Genomic DNA, 19766 nt, shown 5'->3' on the forward strand with positions numbered 1-19766 from the left:
AATCCGGCCAAATATCAGGATTCGAATTCACGGACGGAGATGCGCTCACCCACCGGGTCGTGGTGATCCGGCGACGGTTCCAGTTCGTACAGCAGGGCCTCGCCGCGTGCGTCGTGGCGGATGGCGCGGCCCAGTTCGGCCGCGGCCCGGTAGTGGGCCGGGGTACGCAGGACGTGGCGGATCGCGCGGGCGATGCGCTGCGGGGTCGCGGTGCGCGGCAACGTGATTCCGGCATTGTGGGCGCGGACGCGCGCGGCATTGTCGGCATTGTCGCGGCCGTGCGGCAGGACCACGACCGGGAGGTCGGCGGCGAAGGACTTCATCAGGGTGCCGTGGCCGCCATGGGTGACGACCAGGCTGGCATGCCGCATGATTTCGCGGTGCCCGGCCGCGCGCAGGACCGTCACATTCGGCGGGGCGTGCAGCTCGTCCGGGTCGACGGCGGGGCCGGTGGTGACGACACCGCGCACGGGGAGCTGGCCCAGGGCGTCGGAAATGCGCTGCAGGCAATCGGTTTGGCGTTGAAAGGTGGTGGACAGCGCGACCAGGACGAGCGGATCGCCGCCGTCGGTCTGCGTCCACGTGGCGCCCTCGCCCCAATCAGGCTCGTCGAGGATCGGGCCGACCCAGCGCACCCCATCGGGTCCCTGCCCCGGGAAGTCGAACGCCGCACTGGACAGCACCAGCTGCCGGCGCGCCAGCTGCGCCTGGTCCTGATAGTGGGCCAGCCGCTCCAGCCCGAAATCCGCGCGCAGAACATTGAGCTTGGGTAGCAGTTCCTCGTCCCAGCGCCGCTGCACCAGCGAGCCCACCACCCGGTCGCGCAACCGGCCCAGTGGCCCGTGCGCCTTGCCGAAGCCGGAACCCGGCGGCGGGCCGCCCTCCACCGGCAGCGGGTAGATGCCGGGGATGAGCACCGAGAAGGGCACCTCACAGGCCTGGGCCGCGACCATTGCCCCGAAGGCGAAGAAGGAGGCCAGCACCAGATCGGGTCGCTCGGCATCGATTTCCTCGGCGGTGTCGCGGGCGAATCCGGCCCCCGCGCGCGGGCGCAGCCGCGCGCCCGCGGCCGTCACCGGACCGGCCAGGGATTCCTCCGCGAGCACGGTCACCCGATGGCCACGCCGCACCAGACGCCGCACCACACCCAGCTCCGGCGGAACCGTTCCGCCGCTGCCGGTGAGGGCGACCAGGTAGCTGTGAGTCATCGGGCACCTCCCCAATCACTCTTGCACGACCGATGAGTTTTCCGCACCCGCTTCGTCCCCATCAGTACATCGAATGAGAGGGGTCGAACCACCATGCCGAGCAAGATGATCTTCATCAATCTGCCCGTCGCCGACCTGGACCGGTCGAAGCGCTTCTACGAGGCCGTGGGCTGGAAGGTCAACCAGGACTTCACCGACGGCAATGCCGCCTGCATCGTGGTCGACGACAACATCTGCGTCATGCTGCTGACCCACGACTTCTTCACCACCTTCAGCACCCGCCCCCTCGGCGACACCCACGGCACCGTCAACGGCGTCTACGCGCTGGCCCTGTCCAGCCCCCACGAAGTGGACGCCCTCGTCGACGCGGCCCTCCGAGCCGGCGGCACCGAAGAACTCAATCCCGACCGTCGCGCCCAGGAAGCCGAGGTGGGCATGTACAGCCGCACCTTCCTCGACCTCGACGGCCACCAGTGGGAGCCGTTCCACATGGCCTATCCCGCCTGACCACCGATCGGCAGCTTCCTGCCATCCGATGAAGTGTCGGTTCACCCGGGGGCGAACCAGGGTGAACTCATGGCTTTCAATGTTGCAGACCTCTTCGAGCACGCCGTCGACGCGGTTCCGGAGCGGATCGCCCTGATCTGCGCCGACCGGCAATTCACCTATCGCGAACTGGACGAGCGGGCCAACCGGCTCGCCCATCACCTGGCCGCCCGCGGCATCGGCGCGGGCGATCACGTCGGCGTGTATTCACGCAATTCGGCCGAGGCGCTGGAAACGATGCTCGCGACCTACAAACTGCGGGCGGTGTCGGTGTGCGTCAACTATCGCTATGTGGCCGGCGAGGTGCGCTACATCGTCGAGAACGCGGATCTGAAAGCCCTTGTCCACGAGGCGCAGTACGGTGACATCGTCGCCGAGGTCCAGGCTGCGGTGCCGTTCGTGACCGAGGTGCTCGCGATCGGGCCCGACTACGACGCGGCGCTGGCCGCGCAGTCCCCGGAGCGCGATTTCGGTCCGCGCAGCGGCGAGGACCTGTACATCCTCTACACCGGCGGCACCACCGGCATGCCCAAGGGCGTGATGTGGCGGCACGAGGACGTCTGGCGGGCGCTCGGCGGCGGCATCAATCACGTGACCGGCGAGTATGTCTCGGACGAATGGGAATTGGCCGCCGCTGCGAAGTCCGCGCCGACCGGAATCGTCATGGCCCCGCTCTCGCCCCTCATCCACGGCGCCGCGCAGTGGGCGGCATTCCTCGCCCTGAACTCCGGTGGCACCTTGGTTTTCGTACCGCAGTTCGACGCGCACGAGGTATGGCGTGAGGTGGAGCGGCACGGGGTCAATGTGCTCACGGTGATCGGTGACGCCATGGCCAAACCGTTGCTGGAGGCGTATCACGAAGGGCACTACGACGTTTCGTCCCTGTGGGCGTTCAGCAGCCACGCCGCGCTGTTCTCGCACTCGCTCAAACAGCAGTACCTCCACACCTTCCCGAACCTGTTCATCACCGACGTGATCGGCTCCTCGGAGAGTGGCAGCACCGGATTGTCCGTGGTCACCAAGGATTCCGACCACACACAGGGCCCGCGGGTGAAGTTCGGAGCGCAGGCCGCGCTCCTCGACGACGACGGCAACCTGGTCGAACCCCGGCCCGGCGCGGTAGGCCGGATGGCGCGGACCGGGCACGTACCGCTCGGGTATTACAAGGATCCCGAGAAGACGCGGTCGATCTTCGCCGAGCTGGACGGCAAACGCTATGTGGCGCCGGGCGATTACGCGCGCTACGAGGCCGACGGCACCGTCACCCTGCTCGGGCGCGGCTCGGAGTGCATCAATACCGGCGGCGAGAAGGTGTTCCCGGAGGAGATCGAGACCGCCCTCAAATCCCATCCGGAGGTCTTCGACGCCCTGGTGATCGGCATTCCGCACGACCGCTTCGGACAGGCCGTGGCAGCGGTGGTGCAGCCGCGGCCGGGAGCCGCGCTCACGCTCGGTGAGCTGGACGCGCACCTGCGCACCAAGATCGCGGGATACAAAGCGCCCCGGGGGTATTGGCTGGTCGACCAGGTCATGCGGCAGCCCAGCGGGAAGGCGGACTACCCCGCCGCCAAACGATATGTGGCCGAGCACGCCGGGGGGATGCGCGCTCCCCGCTGACCGAGTGTGCGGTCAGCTCAGCAGTCCGAGGTCACGCACCCGCACCCCGAGCTGGAATCGGGTGCTGACCTCGAAACGGGCCATCAGCTGCGCGACATAGCGGCGGTAGGTGCGCAGCGACACCCCCAGCGCCCGCGCCGCCGTCTCGTCCTTCGCCCCGGCATGCAGCTGCTCGACCACCGCGAGCACCACCGCGTCCAGCCCGCGCTCCCCCAGCTCCAGGTGATCGCGGAGCTGACGCGCGGAATGCCAGGTGCGGACGGCGAATTGGTGCACCACGCCGAGCAGCGCCGGTTCGGCCACCAGCAGGCCGCGCGGTTGCTGCCCGGGCGCGGCCGACCACAGCGCCGCCCGCTCGCGATCGACGATCAGCACATTGCAGAAGTCGGTGTCGGTGACCCGGATCTGCGAGCCGACCGCGAACTGCCGCAGCACCGACTGCCGTCCGCGCGTGCCCACATAGGCGGCCGACAGCAGCAGCCGAACCTGCTTACCGGCGGCGTGCAGCTGCCGGAAAACCGTGTCCTCGGAACCGTATTCGGTCTCCGGCCGGACGGGGCGGGCGATGGCCATGACGGCCTCGCGCCGCACCCCCACCAACATGCGGCGCAGATTCTCCGCCCACAGTTCATCCGCGTGCAGCTCTACCGTCATCACGCACCTCTCGTGAGCACCTGTGGGAGAGCATATTTCGATTACCAGCCAGCGCGAGCAGCCGGTGAACCGCGAGCCGGACACGAAATCTGGTGCCGCCCAGCCTTGGTGTCACACAAAACGGGTGAGTCGCCGATCTTGACCGGTGGCGGCGCCGACCGTGAGGGTAGGGGAACCGGCTAGTTCGTGCGGAGCCTCCGATCAACGGCGATCAGCGACGGCCACCGATGTCCTCCGTCCTTCGACGGGGGTTGCGCGCCAAGCCGGTCCGCGGGCCGGAGCCCACCATCCGAGGTGTGGACGGAGGGGGACCGGCCCGCGGAACGCCAACGGCGTGCGGCGACAGACGGTGACGCGCCCGCCCTAGTTCGAGCCCAGCTCCATGGGCAGGCCGAACAGCGGGAAGAGCTTCTCGGTGTCGAGGAAGAAGGTGAGACCGGAGATGCGGTCACCGTCCAGTTCGAGAGTGGTGATGGACCACGGGGTCCAGCGGCCGGGCTCGTCACTCGGCTTGTAGTGGCCGAAGGCGGGTAGCCCGTTGGCGCCGGCCAGCGGGATCATGCGGGAGTCGCGGCAGGCGTGGCCGGTGCCGAGCATGAAGGCGGCCACGTTCTCGGGACCGGAGATCCACAGCGAGAACGGCGGCATGGACAGGGCCACATCGGCTTTCAGGAGGTCGGTGAGGGCGTCCATGTCGTAGGCCTCGAAGGCCTTGACGAAATCGTCGACCAGTTTGCGCTGCTGCTCGTTGTTCTCGTCGAAGGGGTCCGACACCGTGGCCCTCTCCTGCACCTTCGACATGGTGGCGCGGGCCCGCTGCAGAGCGCTGTTCACCGAGGCCGGGGAGACGTTGAGCATGTCGGCGGTCTCGCCCGCCGAGAAACGCAGCACCTCGCGCATGATCAGGATGGCGCGCTGACTGGCCGGCAGATGCTGCACGGCCGCGACGAAGGCCAGGCGCAGCGTGTCCTTCGCGCTGGCGGCCTCGGCCGGATCGGCGCCGAAGGCGAGGGCGTTCGGAATCGGTTCCACCCACACGTAATCCGGCTCCGGCGCGGGCAGGTCCGAATCTGGGGTCGAGGGACCGTTGAGGTCCATGGGTCTGGCACGGCGCTGCGGACCGTCCAGCATGTCGAGACAGACATTGGTGGTGATTTTGTACAGCCAGGACCGCAGGCTGGACCGGCCCTCGAAGGAGTCGTAGGACTTCCACGCCCGCGTGAAGGACTCCTGCACCGCGTCCTCGGCTTCGAACGAGGACCCGAGCATTCGATACGCGTAGGCGCACAGTTCCCGCCGATGCCCCTCGAAAGACCGCAGCACATCGTCGGAAACGGTGCCGCCCACCTTCTCGCTCATGCCAGACAGCGTCGCACAGCCCACCGACAAGAAACACCCGCGAAAAGGTTGGTGCCCGCCTGCGATCGCAGACGGGCACCGACACACACCGCGAACCGAGCCGCGTTACTTGGTGTTCGAGGCCTGGGCGTGGTTGTCGGCCTCCCGGGCCTCGGTCTGCGCCTTGGCCCACTTGTAGTCCGGCTTGCCCGCGGGCGAGCGCTTGATCTCGTCCACGAACCACAGGCTGCGCGGCATCTTGTAGGAGGAGATCTCCTTGACCAGGGTCGGCCGCAGCTCCTCCAGCGTCGGGCGGGCGCCGCCGCGGCACTGCACGACCGCGACCACCCGCTGGCCCCAGCGCTCGTCCGGCACACCGACCACGAGCGCGTCGAAGATCTCCGGGTGCGCCTTGAGCGCGCCCTCGACCTCTTCGGGGTAGATCTTCTCGCCACCGGAGTTGATGGACACCGAGCCGCGGCCCAGCATGGTGACGGTGCCGTCCGCCTCCACGCGGGCGAAGTCGCCGGGGATGGAGTAGCGAACGCCGTTGAACACCTTGAAGGTTTCGGCGGTCTTGACCGGGTCGTTGTAGTAGCCGAGCGGGATGTTGCCGGTCCGCGCCAGCAGGCCGACCTGGCCGGAGCCGGGCGCGACCTCGTTGCCCTCTTCGTCGATCACCTTGGTGGAGCCGTCGATCTTCACGCGCGGGCCGCCAGTGTGCGTGGCACCCTTGGCCGCCACGGCCAGACCACCGAAGCCGGTCTCCGAGGAGCCGATGGAGTCGGTGATGAGCGCGTTGGGGAAGTTCTCGATGAACTGGTCCTTCAGCGCGGGCGAGAACAGCGCCGCGCTGCTGGCCAGCACCCACAGGCTCGAATGCTGGTACGCCTCACCGTTTTCCGCATTGCCCTCGGCCAGCGCGTCCAGCATCGGACGGGCCATGGCATCGCCGGTAATGAAGATCATGTTGACGGCGTGCCGCTGAATCGCCTGCCACACACCGTGTCCGCTGAACTCCGGCAGCATGACGGCCTTGCCGCCGTCGAACAGGCTGTGCAGGGTCGCGGTGAACGCGCCGCCGTGGATCAGCGGCGGAATCGGGTAGCGCACCATCGGCGAGTTGCCGCTCGCGCCGCCCTTGGACTGCTCCCACTCGTCCTGGATGAATTCACCGGTGTAGAAGTTGATGCCGCCGCCGAGGACGCGCCACCAGTCCTCCTGCCGCCACATGACGCCCTTGGGCATGCCGGTGGTGCCGCCGGTGTAGATCATCATGATGTCGTCGGAGGAACGCTCGCCGAAATCGCGTTCGCCGCGCGAGCCGGCCAGCGCCGCTTCGTATTCCACCGCGGTCGGGGGCAGCGGCAGGTCGGTGCCGTCCTCGACGGTGACGACCGCCTTGATCTTCGGCACGTTCGGCAGCACATTGGCCACCTTGTCGCTGTACCGCCGCTCGTGAATGAGCGCGACCATATCCGAGTTCTCGAAGATGTACTGCAACTCGTTCTCGACGTAGCGGTAGTTCACGTTGATCATGACTGCCCGCGCCTTGAAGATGGCCACCATGGCCTCGACGGCCTCGATGGTGTTGCGCGAGTACACGCCGACCTTGTCACCCGGCTGCACACCCTGATCCTGCAGGTAGTGCGCCAGCCGGTTGGCTCGGTCCTCGAGCTCGGCGTAGGTCACCGAACGAGCGTCGTCAACCAGCGCGACACGTTCCGGCATGAGGTCGATGGTGTGCTCGACAAGGTCCGCAATGTTGTAGCTCACCGCTTCAAAATAGAACGTGTTCTTGTGTGTGACAAGCCACAGATTCGGCTTTGGTCCTGCGATCGGATGTGCCCCCTGTCACACCCTACGGCGACTTACGCTGAATTGGAACAGATGCGAAAGGGCGCGACCCACTCACCGGGGCGCGCCCTTTCCAACCGGTCGCGAAGCGCTTCTTCGAGGCCAGATTTCTGGAACTAGTTCTACGACCGAATCAGTGCCCGTGCGACTCGATCAGCGGGCGCAGCGCCTCGAACTGCGCTACGTCGCGGACACCCACGAGCATCATGGTGACGCCGGCCTGCTCCCACACCTTCAGCTGCTCACGCACCTGCGCCTCATTGCCGATGATGGTGGTGTCGAGGATCAGCTCGTCGGGCACGACCGCCGCGGCCTCATCCTTGCGGCCGGTGCGGAACAGCCGGGTGATCTCGTCCACCTGTTCGCCGTAGCCCATGCGCCGGTACACCTCGGCGTGGAAGTTGAGTTCCTCCGCACCCATGCCGCCGATGTAGAGCGCCATGAACGGGCGCAGCCGATCCAGTTCGGCCTTGGGGTCGTCGGTCAGGATCACCTGCGCGGTGGCGGCGATCTCGAAGTCCTCGCGCGAGCGCCGCGCGCCCGGGCGCGAGAAGCCCTCATCGAGCCACTCGTTGTACATGTCGGCCAGTCGCGGTGTGTAGTAGATGGCCAGCCAGCCGTCCGCGATCTCCGCGGTCAGCGCGACGTTCTTGGGGCCCTCCGCACCGAGCCAGATCGGCAGGTCCGCACGCAGCGGGTGAGTGATGGGCTTGAGCGGCTTGCCGAATCCCGTTGCGCCCGAGCCGGAGTAGGGCAGCGGGTAGTGCGGGCCCGCACTGGTCACCCTGCCCTCGCGGGCCAGCACCTGCCGCACGATCGAGACGTACTCGCGGGTGCGGGCCAGCGGCTTGGCGAACGGCTGCCCGTACCAGCCCTCCACCACCTGCGGCCCGGAGACGCCGAGCCCGAGGATGTGCCGGCCGCCGCTGAGGTGGTCGAGGGTCAGCGCGGCCATGGCGGTGGCGGTCGGCGTGCGGGCCGACATCTGCACGACGGAGGTGCCCAGCCGGACCCGGCTGGTGTCCGAGCCGTACCACGCCAGGGGCGTGAAGGCGTCCGATCCCCAGGACTCCGCGGTGAAGATCGCGTCGAAGCCGGTCTCCTCCGCGGCCAGCACCAGTTCCCGGTGATTGGCAGGGGGCTGCGCCCCCCAATATCCCAGTTGCAAACCAAAGCGCATTTCCATGTCCTTCCTAGAACATCCGGGGCTGGTCGTCAGGGCCGCAGCCCGTACTCTTGCCACCGTCACTAGAACCTGTTCTACTCGATCTCGTGACTCTGGGGAACACCGAAATACTGTCCGCACCGCTGCGGATGCAATTCGACTACACCCGCTCCACCGGTCCGATCATCGGTCGCTTCCTCACGGAACTGCGATCCGCGAAGGTCGTCGGGGTGCGGGGTTCCGATGGGCGCGTGATCGTGCCGCCCGCGGAATTCGATCCGGCCACCGGCGAGGCGCTGTCGGAGTTCGTCGGCGTGTCCGACGTCGGCACCGTGCAGACCTGGTCGTGGGTGGCCGAGCCGCTGCCCGGCCAGCCCTTCGACCGGCCCTTCGCCTACGCGCTGATCAAGCTGGACGGCGCGGACACCGCCATCCTGCACGCGGTGGATGTGGCCTCCCCGTCCGACATCGCCACCGGGATGCGGGTGCGGGCGCGCTGGGCCGCCGAGCGCACCGGCGACATCCACGACATCGCGGCCTTCGAACCGGGTGAGACCTCCACCGCCCCGGCCGATTCCGCGAGTGACCTGGAACCGGTGACCGGCATCGTGACCCCGGTCGACTTCTCCATCAAGCACACCGCCGCGCCGCAGGAGGCCGTCTTCCTGAAGGCACTCATGGAGGGCCGCCTGCTGGGCGCCCGCGCCCGGATGGACGGCAAGGTGTACTTCCCGCCGCGCGGCGCCGACCCGCGCGACGGCTCGCCGACCGACGACTACGTCGAGGTGTCCGACAAGGGCATCGTGACCACCTTCTGCATCGTGAACGTGCCGTTCATGGGCCAGCGCCTCAAGCCCCCGTACGTGGCGGCCTACGTGCTGCTCGATGGCGCCGACATCCCCTTCCTGCACCTGGTGCTCGGTATCGAAGCGAGTGAGGTCCGGATGGGCATGCGGGTGGAGGCGGTCTGGAAGCCGCGCGAGGAGTGGGGCCTGTCCATGGCCAATATCGACCACTTCCGGCCGACCGGCGAACCCGACGCCGACTACGACAGCTTCGCGCACCACCTGTAGAGAGGCGCTGAACCACCTTGAACCACAAGGCAACTGACATCGCGGTCGTGGGCTTCGCGCACGCCCCGCACGTGCCGGAGACCTTCGGCACCACCAATGGCGTCGAGATGCTCGCGCCCTGCTTCCAGGAGCTCTACGCCAAGCTCGGCATCGGGGTCTCCGATATCGGCTTCTGGTGCTCCGGCTCCTCGGATTATCTTGCCGGACGTGCCTTCTCGTTCATCTCCGCCATCGACTCCATCGGCGCGGTGCCGCCGATCAACGAGTCGCACGTCGAGATGGACGCGGCCTGGGCGCTGTACGAGGCGTGGGTGAAACTGCGCTCCGGACAGGCCGAGACGGCGCTGGTGTACGGCTTCGGCAAGGCCTCGGCCGGTACCCTGCGCCAGATCCTCACCCTGCAGACCGACCCGTACCTGGTCGCGCCGCTGTGGCCGGACTCGGTGTCCATCGCCGGCCTGCAGGCCCGCGCGGGCCTGGACGCGGGCCGCTGGACCGAGGCGGACATGGCCGCGGTGGCCGCGCGCAGCACCGGCTCCGACGCCGACACGCTGCTGGCCGCACCGAAGGTCGCCGATCCCTTCCGCGCCCATGACATCGCGCCCATCACCGACGGCGCGGCCGCCATCGTGCTGGCCGTGGGCGATCGGGCCCGCGAGCTGTGCGAGCGTCCGGCCTGGCTGACCGGGATGGCCCACTACATCGACACCCCGGTGCTGGCTGCGCGCGACCTGACGGTCTCGGCCTCGGCCAAGAAGGCGGCCGACGCCCTCACCGGCGGCGACGCGAGCGGCTTCGACATCGCCGAGCTGCACGCGCAGTACAGCCACGAGGAGCTGATCCTGAAGCAGGCCATCGGCCTCAACGGCACCACCCGGATCAATCCGTCCGGCGGTCCGCTGTCGGGCAATCCGATGTTCGCCGCGGGCCTCGAGCGCATCGGCTTCGCCGCCACCGAAATCATCAACGGCACCGCGAATCGCGCACTGGCCCACGCCAGTTCGGGCCCCGCGCTGCAGCAGAACCTGGTTGCCACCCTGGAGGCGAAATGAGTATGGCATCGCGTAGCGATTCGGTTAGGGGTGGCGGCGGGGCGACGGGTGGGCCACTCCCCGCCGCGGTGCTCGGGACCGGACAGACCCATCACGTGACCAAACGGTCGGATGTATCCATGGCGGGCATGGTCCGCGAGGCCATCGACCGCGCTCTCGTGGACTCCGGCCTGACCATGGCCGATATCGACGCCGTGGTGGTCGGCAAGGCCCCCGACTTCTTCGAGGGCTCCATGATGCCGGAGCTGTTCCTCGCGGATGCCCTGGGCGCCACCGGAAAACCGCTGCTCCGGGTACACACCGCCGGTTCGGTGGGCGGCTCGACGGCGATCGTCGCGGCGAACCAGGTACAGGCCGGCGTGTACGGCAAGGTGCTGGCCGTCGCGTGGGAGAAGCAGTCGGAGTCCAACGCCATGTGGGCGCTGTCGAATCCGGTGCCGTTCACCATGCCGGTCGGCGCGGGCGCGGGCGGCTACTTCGCCCCGCACGTGCGCGCCTACATCCGCCGCTCCAACGCCCCGCTGCACGTGGGCGCCATGGTCGCGGTGAAGGACCGCCGCAACGGAGCGCGCAACCCGTTCGCGCACCTGCACCAGCCCGACATCACCCTGGAATCCGTGATGTCCTCCCAAATGCTCTGGGACCCCATCCGTTTCGACGAGACCTGCCCGTCCTCGGACGGCGCCTGCGCCATCGTGATCGGTGACGAGGCGTCCGGCAAGGCCGTGGAGGCGCAGGGCAGGAAGGTGGCCTGGGTGCACGGCACCGCCATGCGCACCGAGCCGCTCGCCTACGCCGGCCGCGACCAGGTCAACCCCAAGGCCGGTCAGGAAGCCGCCAAGGCGCTGTGGAAGCAGGCCGGGATCACCAACCCGCTCGAGGAGATCGACGCGGCCGAGATCTATGTCCCCTTCTCGTGGTTCGAGCCCATGTGGCTGGAGAACCTGGGCTTCATGCCCGAGGGCGAGGGCTGGAAGCTCACCGACGCCGGAGAGACCGCCATCGGCGGGAAGCTGCCGGTCAACCCGTCCGGCGGGGTGCTCTCCTCCAACCCGATCGGCGCCTCCGGCATGATCCGCTTCGCCGAGGCCGCCAAGCAGGTCATGGGCCGGGCCGGCGACTACCAGGTGGAGAACGCCCGTAAGGCCTACGGCCACGCGTACGGCGGTGGCTCGCAGTACTTCTCGATGTGGGTCGTCGGGAGTGAGCAGCCGTGACCGCCACGACCGAACACCCGGCCCGGGTAGCGGGCACGGCGTCGCAGGCCGCGGTGCGGGCGAAGAACAAGGAGGCCTGGGTGGCGCTGTTCGCCGCCGACGGGATCGTGGAGGACCCCGTCGGGCCGTCCTTCTTCGATCCCGAGGGTGTCGGGCACCGCGGCGCGGAGGCCATCGCGGCCTTCTGGGACAAGGCGATTGCCCCCACCGAGTCCATCGAGTTCCTCTTCGACGACTCCTTCGCCTGCGGTCGTGAGGTGGCCTACACAGGCCGCATCCGCACCACCATGGGCGGCCACATCGTCGACGCGGAAGGCGTTTTCACCTACAAGGTCGACGAGGATGGGAAAATCCTGGCCCTGCGCGCCTTTTGGGAGACCGAGCGAGCGATGTCGACGATGAAGAAGGCCTAGGCCTTCGGTCGGCATACGAAAGACGAAGCGGGCGACTGGATTCATCCAGTCGCCCGCTTCCTTTTCTCCGCCCCGAGGAGTGAGAGGGAGAACGGGGCGGATCAAATCATTTGCGGCTCAGTGCTTCACGGGGCAGGTCTTGTAGTCGACCTGGAATTCCTTGATGCCGTTGAGCCAACCGGACTGCAGCCGTCGCGGATCTCCGAGCTTGGAGATGTCGGGCATGTGGTCGGCGATGGCATTGAAGATGATCTCGATCTCGAGCCGGGCCAGGTTCGCGCCGATGCAGAAGTGCGCGCCGGTGCCGCCGAAGGACAGGTGCGGGTTCGGATCACGCAGGATATTGAAGGTGTACGGATCCTCGAACACCTCCTCGTCGAAGTTGGCCGAGCGGTAGGACAGCACCACCCGCTGACCCTTCTTGATCTGCACGCCACCGACTTCCACGTCCTCGAGCGCGGTGCGCTGGAACGAGCTGACCGGGGTGGCCCAGCGGATGATCTCGTCGGCGGCGGTCTTGGGCCGTTCCTTCTTGAAGAGCTCCCACTGGTCCGGGTTCTCCATGAACGCGATCATGCCGTGCGTGGTGGCATTGCGGGTGGTCTCGTTGCCCGCGACGGCCAGCATCATGACGAAGAAGCCGAATTCCTCCGGCAGCAGCGCCTCGCCGTCCATGTCGGCATTGATGAGCTGGGTGACGATGTCGTCGGCCGGGCAGGCCCGGCGGGCCTCGGCCATTTGGTACGAGTAGCCGAGGATCTCGGTGGAGGCGATCACCGGGTCGGCGTCGCTGTCCGGATCGTCGTAGCTGGTCATGTCATTGGACCACTTGAACAGCTTCATGCGGTCTTCCTGCGGCACGCCGATCAGTTCGGCGATGGCCTGCAGCGGCAGCTCGGCGGCCACCTGCTCCACGAAGTCACCGGTGCCGGAGTCCGCGGCGGCCTTCACGATAGCCTCGGCCCGGGCGGTCAGCTCGGCGCGCAGGCCGTTGATGACGCGCGGGGTGAAGCCCTTGGAGATGATCTTGCGGAGCTTGGTGTGCTCCGGAGCGTCCTTGTTCAGCAGGACGAAGCGCTGCAGATCGATCTGCTCGCGCGTGATGTCGTCCTGGAACCGCGGGATGGCGGTGTTCTCATAGGTGGAGAACACGTCGTCGCGCCGCGAGACGGTCTTGACGTCGGCGTGCTTGCTGAGCACCCAGAAGCCGTCGTCGGTGAAGCCACCGACCTCCGGCGACTTGGGGTTCCACCAGATGGGGGCGCTGCGGCGCAGTTCGGCGAGTTCTTCGACCGGGACCCGGTGCGCCCACATTTCCGGGTCGGTGACATCGAATCCATCCGGCACATTGGGCCGGGCTGCAGTGTCGACCACCAGCAGTCTCCTTTGACCAACTGAAACACGTTCTACCGCTATTGAAGCACAGGAGGTAAAACAAGAGAAGGGACTAGGTATTGGTCCGGAACAGGCTTACGTTACTGGTTGTGAACTCGTTGCAGTTCTAATCCGGAAGGAAAGACATGGGTACTCCCGTCATCGTCGAGGCCGCCCGCACGCCCATCGGCAAGCGCAATGGCTGGCTGGCCGGCCTGCACGCCGCCGAGCTGCTGGGCGCGGCACAGCAGGGCGTGCTCGAGCGCGCGGAACTGAATCCGGCGCTGGTCGAACAGGTCGTCGGCGGCTGCGTCATGCAGGTCGGCGAGCAGGGCAACAACGTCACCCGCACCGCCTGGCTGCACGCCGGGCTGCCGTGGCAGACCGGTGCGGTCACCATCGACAACCAGTGCGGTTCGGCGCAGCAGGCCGCGGGCCTGGTGGCCGGCCTCATCTCCACCGGCGCCATCGAGGTCGGCATGGCCTGCGGCATCGAGTCCATGAGCCATGTTCCGTTGGGCGCCAATGTCGGAACGCACGCCGGCCCGCGCCGGCCCGCGTCCTGGAACATCGACATGCCCAACCAGTTCGAGGCCGCCGAGCGAATCGCCAAGCGGCGCGGCATCACTCGCGACGATGTCGAGGAGCTGGGCGAGCGCTCGCAGCGGCTGGCCGCGCAGGCGTGGGCGGAGGGCCGTTACGACCGCGAGGTGCTGACCATCAAGAACGCGCCGCAGGTGGACAAGGAGGGCAACCTCACCGGCGAGTTCGCCGACGTCAGCCGCGACCAGGGGCTGCGCGAGACCACCCGCGAGGGCCTGGCGAAGCTGAAGCCGGTGCTGGAGGGCGGAATTCACACCGCCGGCACCTCCTCGCAGATCTCCGACGGCGCGGCCGCGGTACTGCTCATGGACGAAAAGGCCGCGCAGCGTGAGGGATTGCGCCCGCGCGCCCGCATCGTGGCGCAGTGCCTGGTCGGCGGCGAGCCCGAATTCCACCTGGACGGTCCCGTTCAAGCGTGCGAGCGACTGCTCGAGCGCAGTGGCATGAGCATCTCCGACATCGACTTGTTCGAGATCAACGAGGCTTTCGCGTCCGTGGTGCTGTCGTGGGCCTCGGTGCACAAGCCGGATTTCGATCGCGTCAACGTCAATGGCGGCGCCATCGCGCTCGGCCACCCGGTGGGCAGCACCGGATCCCGCTTGATCACAACGGCTTTGCACGAGCTGGAGCGCTCGGACAAGAGCACCGCCATGGTCCTGATGTGCTGCGGCGGCGCCCTCGCGACGGGCACGATCATCGAACGGATCTAGTCCCTCAATGATTTTCGGCCAGGTTGAACGTTCATCCTGCTGGCCGTGAAACGTGGCGTACGCCACACAATCACCGGTACAGATGAGACGATGAGACGTCAGCTATCTTATGGCTACCCATGGCCCGTCCGGGAAGAGCCTCGCGACGGGCCAGAACCGGGGCTCTTAAGCGCTCGGCAAGAACCGTGGGGTTGGCCCGCAAACGCCCAAGCCGCAGTGGGTGAAGCGGATCACCGCCTAGAAGCTTCAAGGAAATCGCGAATCAGGCGCAGGTTTTCAGTTACTGAGCCGCTAATATCAATGATACGTATCCGAGATAACGACTGTTAGTACAGCGAAGGGAATTGGGCGGCTCACAATGGCTGATTTCGCGGCGCGGCTGAACAAGCTGTTCGAAACCGTGCATCCCCCGGGGCGTAAGCCGCACACGAACGCGGAGGTGGCGGCTGCCTTGACGGCATCCGGCCATCCGATCTCGAAACCGTATCTGTCACAGTTGCGGTCGGGACAGCGCACGAACCCGTCGGATGAGACGGTGGCAGCGTTGGCAAAGTTCTTCAAGGTCAAGCCGGACTACTTCTTCAACGACATCTACGCAGCGAAGATCGATCACGATCTCGAGCTGCTGTCCCAGCTGCAGGGCTATGGACTCCGTCGTCTGTCGAGTAGGGCGTTCGACCTGTCCGAAGAGTCTCAGAACCTCCTCACCTCCATGGCGGAGAAGTTGCGGGCCAGCGAAGGACTGCCCGAAATTCCTCCGGACGGCACGGAATAGGCACTGCCACAGAGCAACACAGTGCGGCTAGCTCGGAGGCCGCACTGTGTTGGCTTGTTACAGGGCTTGCTCCGGACTCGACATAAGCGGGTCACCGGCACTGCTTGCAGGGCAGTGCCGGTGTCCTGCCGGGCCATTCGGTCCAAGTGAAGGATGTTGCACCGGTCTCAGCGCGCTGAGGCCATGTGGCGTAGACTCCTGCGCTGGTGCAGTATGCACAAACCTGGCATAACGCCGACTGGGCGAGTCCGGTCGGTCTAATGAGTTGTTTTGTGCACTATGTCGTTGTGTGCACTGTGAGTGTTTCGGCCCCCAATGCACCATCCGCGACAAGCAAGAGTGACAACATCTACTGACAAGCAAAGTCCCGTACTACGCACGACGGGTTCGATGAGACGAAACCTCGGATACGAAGTCTCATCGTGCAGGGCCCACCGGAATGCCACACCCTTGGCAATCGCGCGCAGTACGGGTCTTGCGCATTTGAGACAACATCGCAATTGAGTCGGTGATCTCCGCGTGATCAAGTTCAGAGCCTGCCGAAGGGGTAATGCGCAGATCCGCCGAATAGTAATGGAAAAGTAATGACTACCGTTGCGCGGAGCTCTGAATCGTGCTCGGCGACGCGGCCGCCATCGCGTCGTAGGCGCGGGCGATGGCCTGCACCCAGCCGCGCGGACCGACTCCGGCCGGCGGCGAGATCCAGCGACCGTCGATCACCGCCTCGCCGAACGGATTTCGCGCCCACTCGGCCACTCGTTGCGCGCGCTCGGCCACCGAGACCGGTGGCGTACCCGCCCCGGCCAACTCCACACCGCCACCGGACTGCAGGTAGAGCGCGTCCATGATCTGCGCGACCTGATCGGAGGCCTTGAGCTGAGTGCCCGATCCGGTCTGCTCATGCGCCACCACCTCCGGGAAGCGCGCGATCAGTACCCGGTGCAGGGTGCGAATCTGCTTGAGCAGCACCCGGGCTCGCCACCACAGCTCGATCACGATCCACACCGCGCCGATGGCGATGAACATGGCCGCGATCTGCCACATCGGCCAGAACCAGCCCTCGTCGCCCGGCTTCGGCATCGGCTCGTCGCGCAGCTGGCGGCGAATCGACATCGCCGCCAGCACACCGACCACCGCGGTCCCGGTGATGTAGAGCGCGATGCCGCGGCCCAGGGTGGTCCAATCCAGGTTGCGCACACCGGTAATCACGATGAACACACACTCCAGCAGCACGATCACCCAGCCGAAGGTGAGCGACCAGAGCAGCGTGAGAATCATGGCGATCGCACCGCCGGCGTAGATCATCATGCCGATCTGACGCAGATTGCGGCGCGACACCACCGGCCACGCCGCGGCCGCCACCACCGAGGTGGCGGTGGCGAACATGATCCACGCCGCGGTGACCACCCGGTCGCCCAGCCACTGGCCGTGCATGCCACCCGGCGCCACATGGTCAACGGCCAGAGCGATTTCCGGCACGCCGACGGTCACCGCCAGCGCCACCGTGGCCACCGCGATCACGACCGCGACCCGCGCGGTGGTCGCCGGTTTCACCAGCACGCGCCCGACACGTGCACCCGAGGCCATCCACACCAGCATGGCCGTCACCCAGAAGGTCATGCCGGATCCTTTCGAGGATGACCGAGGGCCTCTCCGTGGTTACGCACGCTGCCTCCTCCGAGGCCTGACCCGGTCATGCCGCATCCTTTCGGGAATGACCGAGGGCCTCTCCGTGGTTACGCACGCTGCCTCCTCCGAGGCCTGACCCGGTCATGCCGCATCCTTTCGAGGATGACCGAGGGCCTCTCCGTGGTTACGCACGCTGCCTCCTCCGAGGCCTGACCCGGTCATCCCAGCGCCTCATCGAATCGAAGGACCGAGACGCCCGCGCCTCGGCTGTTGAACACGCGCAGGCGGGTCATGAGCATGCTCGCGAAAGTCTCCGCCTCCCACTCGCATTGCTCGTCGTCGCCCAGATCGATGGCTTTCTGATGCGCGCGCTGGCTGAGCATGTAGGCGATGAGATCGTCGCTGGCCTCCAGCACCACCTCGGTCGCCGCCTCGCCCGGATGGTCGAAGACGATGTGCCCCAACTCGTGCGCGAGGGTGTGCTCACGGCTGGGCAGCGACTGCGCCAGCACGATCACATCCCGGTCCGGATAGCTGCGGCGCTGGCCGCACACGCCCGGACCCAGTTGGGCACTGGCGATCTCGATGATCCGCCGCCGCTCCGCCGAGATGGCGAGCACCACCTCGTCCAGGTCGGTGGCGTCGAAATCGGCGGCCACCGCGCACACCGCGTCCACCGCGGCGGCCACCCGGCGGTAGGACCCGATGCTATGAGCCTTGCTCCCGGTCATCGTGGTCCTCTCATACCCTCGGTCCGAAGAAATCAGCGCGCGCGGCATCGACGCGCGCCTGGGCCGCGGACGCGCTCTGGAAGCTCACCGCGCCCGAGCCGGTGCCCACCAGCGCCATGGCGATCAGCCCGCCGATCACCGACAGTGGCTTCCAGGGCGGCAGCGGGGCGTTGTTCGAGGTCGGCTTCACATCCGGATTCGGCTGGGCCAGAACGGGAGCGGGCGCCGACGCGGGGGGCGGCGGAGGCGGTGGCGCCGCGGGCGCGACCTCCGGCTCGGGCAGCGCGGCCGCCGGGGCCACCACGGCGGGCAGCTGCGGCACGGCCGGGGGCTGCGGAATATCCAGCGGCACCGGCGGCACCGCGGGTGCGGCGGGCGGCGGGATCAGCAACAGCAGCAAGGGCGAGGCGCAGACGGCGGCGGAACCGAGCCCCGCCGAACCGGCGGCCGCGGAACCCACCGCGGCCGAACCGAGATCGGCCGAACCGGCGGCGGAACCCGCCCCGGCCGAACCGACACCCGAGCCCGTCGCGGCCGAACCCGCGCCGGTGCCGGCCGAGCCCAGGCCGGTGAGCGCACCGAGCGCGGACCCCACACCGGCGGAACCGATTCCGGCGGAACCGGTGCACAGCGCTGCCAGCCCGGCCGAACCCGTCGCGGCCGAACCGGTGCCGAGCAGCAGGCCGAGCAGCGCGGAACCGGTGCCCACGCCCGCGGAACCGACGCCCGCCGAACCCAGGCCGAGCACGCCCGCGGTAGCGAGTCCGGCGTAACCGACTGCGGCGGAACCGCTTCCGAGCGCGGCGGAACCGGTGGCCGACCCGGCCGAGCCGGTACCGGCGATAGCCGAACCCAATCCAGCACCGGCGGAACCGGTTACGGCGGAGCCGGTGGCCAGGGCCGCAGAACCGGTACCGCCCAGCACGGCGCCCAGTCCGGCCGAACCGACCGCGGCCGAGCCGACACCGGCGGAACCGACACCGGCCGAGCCGGTTCCGAGCGCGAGCAGCATGGACAGCAGATCCTGCGGCCCGGCCACCGGGGTGACGGGCTGCGGCCGAGAGGCATCAATTGCCCGGGGTTGCGTGACAGCGGGCGCCTGCGGTTGCGAACGGCCGGGCTCGGGCATGGCCGGATTCTGGCCCGCGGGTACGGGATCGAGCGGGATGCCACCCGGCTGCGCATCGGCAACCGCGGGCCCGAGCAGCGCCGAACCGGTGACAGCTGCGATCACTGCCACCAGGCGCATTGCACGATCGACGATCATGCGACAGCCATCCCCTCATCGATACCGCGCACTTGGCTTCCTCCGCACCCGGGGTACGGAATCCCGATCCGCACCAGGCAGATCGGGACAGGTATCGAGCTCACACTGTCGCCCCGATTGCCGGACCGTTGCGGAACGCGGCCATCGTACCGGTCATCACAGCAATCCGCGCAAGTCCCCGATTGCATTAGGGGCGGCCGCAAACCGTACGCCTGCGCGACACCCTATCTGGCCAATATCACCAGCGGCCCAGGCCAATTGGCCCGGGCCAGGCATTCCGAGGCAGACCTCACCGCCGAATCCGGATGGCTGTGAGCCTTCGCGGCTCGCGTGAAAGCTGACAAATCAGGCAAAAATCAGCTAACCCACAGGCGCCCGAGCCGGCACGACACGGATCCGCACGGAGGGACCGCAACGTTGCGTTACCGGTCGACAAACGCGCGAAGCCGCCCCCGGGCGAGAGGTTCCGGGGACGGCTCGGCGCGCGCCGGATGGGCGCGCGCAAGGATCCGAGGGTTGGCCGGATCCAGGTGCGCG

At 67.7% G+C, this 19766-nt stretch carries 17 protein-coding genes; 8 read left to right on the forward strand and 9 right to left on the reverse strand.

Translation table 11 applies throughout. The features are described 5' to 3' along the window. Positions 1-14: 14 nt before the first annotated feature. The gene (locus ACIRRA_RS02045) at positions 15-1208 is read right to left on the reverse strand and encodes a glycosyltransferase (RefSeq protein ID WP_402761809.1); all 1194 of its coding nucleotides are present in this window, start codon (positions 1206-1208) and stop codon (positions 15-17) included. Positions 1209-1301: 93 nt separating this feature from the next. Between ACIRRA_RS02045 and ACIRRA_RS02050 the strand changes: the two genes are divergently transcribed. Then, the gene (locus ACIRRA_RS02050) at positions 1302-1715 is read left to right on the forward strand and encodes a VOC family protein (RefSeq protein ID WP_402761812.1); all 414 of its coding nucleotides are present in this window, start codon (positions 1302-1304) and stop codon (positions 1713-1715) included. Between the two features lie 69 nt (positions 1716-1784). After that, entirely contained in the window at positions 1785-3371 is a 1587-nt protein-coding gene (locus tag ACIRRA_RS02055; RefSeq protein ID WP_402761815.1) for an acyl-CoA synthetase, read from the forward strand. Between the two features lie 12 nt (positions 3372-3383). On the opposite strand, the gene ACIRRA_RS02060 is transcribed toward ACIRRA_RS02055, so the two are convergent. The 4 genes from ACIRRA_RS02060 to ACIRRA_RS02075 all read right to left on the reverse strand — a co-directional run bounded on the left by ACIRRA_RS02060 (position 3384) and on the right by ACIRRA_RS02075 (position 8400). After that, a complete protein-coding gene (locus ACIRRA_RS02060) occupies positions 3384-4025 on the reverse strand; it encodes a hypothetical protein (RefSeq protein ID WP_402761818.1) in 642 nt (213 codons plus the stop codon). A gap of 363 nt (positions 4026-4388) precedes the next feature. Continuing rightward, a complete protein-coding gene (locus ACIRRA_RS02065; protein ID WP_402761821.1) occupies positions 4389-5384 on the reverse strand; it encodes a sigma-70 family RNA polymerase sigma factor in 996 nt (331 codons plus the stop codon). A gap of 105 nt (positions 5385-5489) precedes the next feature. After that, positions 5490-7139: an acyl-CoA synthetase gene (locus tag ACIRRA_RS02070; RefSeq protein WP_402761824.1), complete on the reverse strand. Its 1650-nt coding sequence runs from the start codon at positions 7137-7139 to the stop codon at positions 5490-5492. Positions 7140-7353: 214 nt separating this feature from the next. Then, positions 7354-8400: an LLM class F420-dependent oxidoreductase gene (locus tag ACIRRA_RS02075; protein ID WP_402761827.1), complete on the reverse strand. Its 1047-nt coding sequence runs from the start codon at positions 8398-8400 to the stop codon at positions 7354-7356. Between the two features lie 92 nt (positions 8401-8492). Here ACIRRA_RS02075 and ACIRRA_RS02080 point away from each other — a divergent pair, with 92 nt between their 5' ends. The 4 genes from ACIRRA_RS02080 to ACIRRA_RS02095 are packed head-to-tail and all read left to right on the forward strand — an operon-like array spanning position 8493 to position 12140. Further along, positions 8493-9458: a Zn-ribbon domain-containing OB-fold protein gene (locus ACIRRA_RS02080; RefSeq protein ID WP_402761830.1), complete on the forward strand. Its 966-nt coding sequence runs from the start codon at positions 8493-8495 to the stop codon at positions 9456-9458. 17 nt (positions 9459-9475) lie between these two features. Continuing rightward, positions 9476-10510: a thiolase domain-containing protein gene (locus ACIRRA_RS02085; protein ID WP_402761833.1), complete on the forward strand. Its 1035-nt coding sequence runs from the start codon at positions 9476-9478 to the stop codon at positions 10508-10510. Between the two features lie 2 nt (positions 10511-10512). After that, complete coding sequence (locus tag ACIRRA_RS02090) at positions 10513-11727, forward strand: thiolase domain-containing protein (RefSeq protein WP_402762250.1); 1215 nt, start codon at positions 10513-10515, stop codon at positions 11725-11727. After that, positions 11724-12140: a nuclear transport factor 2 family protein gene (locus ACIRRA_RS02095; RefSeq protein ID WP_402761835.1), complete on the forward strand. Its 417-nt coding sequence runs from the start codon at positions 11724-11726 to the stop codon at positions 12138-12140. The genes ACIRRA_RS02090 and ACIRRA_RS02095 overlap by 4 nt, the downstream gene beginning before the upstream one ends. A 117-nt stretch (positions 12141-12257) precedes the next feature. Here ACIRRA_RS02095 and ACIRRA_RS02100 read toward each other — a convergent pair whose 3' ends face one another. Then, the gene (locus ACIRRA_RS02100; protein ID WP_402762253.1) at positions 12258-13454 is read right to left on the reverse strand and encodes a cytochrome P450; all 1197 of its coding nucleotides are present in this window, start codon (positions 13452-13454) and stop codon (positions 12258-12260) included. A 206-nt stretch (positions 13455-13660) separates the two neighbouring features. On the opposite strand from ACIRRA_RS02100, the gene ACIRRA_RS02105 reads away from it, so the two are divergent. Together ACIRRA_RS02105 and ACIRRA_RS02110 are read left to right on the forward strand one after the other, a co-directional pair. After that, on the forward strand, positions 13661-14827 hold the full coding sequence (locus ACIRRA_RS02105) for a steroid 3-ketoacyl-CoA thiolase (RefSeq protein WP_402761838.1): 1167 nt from the start codon (positions 13661-13663) through the stop codon (positions 14825-14827). A 358-nt stretch (positions 14828-15185) separates the two neighbouring features. After that, positions 15186-15602: a helix-turn-helix domain-containing protein gene (locus ACIRRA_RS02110; RefSeq protein WP_011207048.1), complete on the forward strand. Its 417-nt coding sequence runs from the start codon at positions 15186-15188 to the stop codon at positions 15600-15602. A gap of 588 nt (positions 15603-16190) precedes the next feature. Here ACIRRA_RS02110 and ACIRRA_RS02115 read toward each other — a convergent pair. The 3 genes from ACIRRA_RS02115 to ACIRRA_RS02125 all read right to left on the reverse strand — a co-directional run bounded on the left by ACIRRA_RS02115 (position 16191) and on the right by ACIRRA_RS02125 (position 19229). After that, a complete protein-coding gene (locus tag ACIRRA_RS02115) occupies positions 16191-17222 on the reverse strand; it encodes a hypothetical protein (protein WP_402761841.1) in 1032 nt (343 codons plus the stop codon). Between the two features lie 227 nt (positions 17223-17449). Next, the gene (locus ACIRRA_RS02120) at positions 17450-17962 is read right to left on the reverse strand and encodes an ImmA/IrrE family metallo-endopeptidase (RefSeq protein WP_354831205.1); all 513 of its coding nucleotides are present in this window, start codon (positions 17960-17962) and stop codon (positions 17450-17452) included. A 10-nt stretch (positions 17963-17972) separates the two neighbouring features. Continuing rightward, complete coding sequence (locus ACIRRA_RS02125; protein ID WP_402761844.1) at positions 17973-19229, reverse strand: hypothetical protein; 1257 nt, start codon at positions 19227-19229, stop codon at positions 17973-17975. Between the last annotated feature and the right edge of the window lie 537 nt (positions 19230-19766).

Origin of the sequence: Nocardia sp. NPDC101769 (genome assembly GCF_044766925.1) — a bacterium.
In the GTDB taxonomy this organism is placed as follows: domain Bacteria; phylum Actinomycetota; class Actinomycetes; order Mycobacteriales; family Mycobacteriaceae; genus Nocardia.

Bases quoted from the DNA above. Each gene is read 5' to 3' on its own strand.
- ACIRRA_RS02045 (WP_402761809.1), bottom strand. From the start codon at position 1,208: ATGACTCACAGCTACCTGGTCGCCCTCACCGGCAGCGGCGGAACGGTT.
- ACIRRA_RS02050 (WP_402761812.1), top strand. From the start codon at position 1,302: ATGCCGAGCAAGATGATCTTCATCAATCTGCCCGTCGCCGACCTGGAC.
- ACIRRA_RS02055 (WP_402761815.1), top strand. From the start codon at position 1,785: ATGGCTTTCAATGTTGCAGACCTCTTCGAGCACGCCGTCGACGCGGTT.
- ACIRRA_RS02060 (WP_402761818.1), bottom strand. From the start codon at position 4,025: ATGACGGTAGAGCTGCACGCGGATGAACTGTGGGCGGAGAATCTGCGC.
- ACIRRA_RS02065 (WP_402761821.1), bottom strand. From the start codon at position 5,384: ATGAGCGAGAAGGTGGGCGGCACCGTTTCCGACGATGTGCTGCGGTCT.
- ACIRRA_RS02075 (WP_402761827.1), bottom strand. From the start codon at position 8,400: ATGCGCTTTGGTTTGCAACTGGGATATTGGGGGGCGCAGCCCCCTGCC.
- ACIRRA_RS02090 (WP_402762250.1), top strand. From the start codon at position 10,513: ATGGCATCGCGTAGCGATTCGGTTAGGGGTGGCGGCGGGGCGACGGGT.
- ACIRRA_RS02100 (WP_402762253.1), bottom strand. From the start codon at position 13,454: ATGTGGGCGCACCGGGTCCCGGTCGAAGAACTCGCCGAACTGCGCCGC.
- ACIRRA_RS02105 (WP_402761838.1), top strand. From the start codon at position 13,661: ATGGGTACTCCCGTCATCGTCGAGGCCGCCCGCACGCCCATCGGCAAG.
- ACIRRA_RS02110 (WP_011207048.1), top strand. From the start codon at position 15,186: ATGGCTGATTTCGCGGCGCGGCTGAACAAGCTGTTCGAAACCGTGCAT.
- ACIRRA_RS02115 (WP_402761841.1), bottom strand. From the start codon at position 17,222: ATGACCTTCTGGGTGACGGCCATGCTGGTGTGGATGGCCTCGGGTGCA.
- ACIRRA_RS02120 (WP_354831205.1), bottom strand. From the start codon at position 17,962: ATGACCGGGAGCAAGGCTCATAGCATCGGGTCCTACCGCCGGGTGGCC.
- ACIRRA_RS02125 (WP_402761844.1), bottom strand. From the start codon at position 19,229: ATGATCGTCGATCGTGCAATGCGCCTGGTGGCAGTGATCGCAGCTGTC.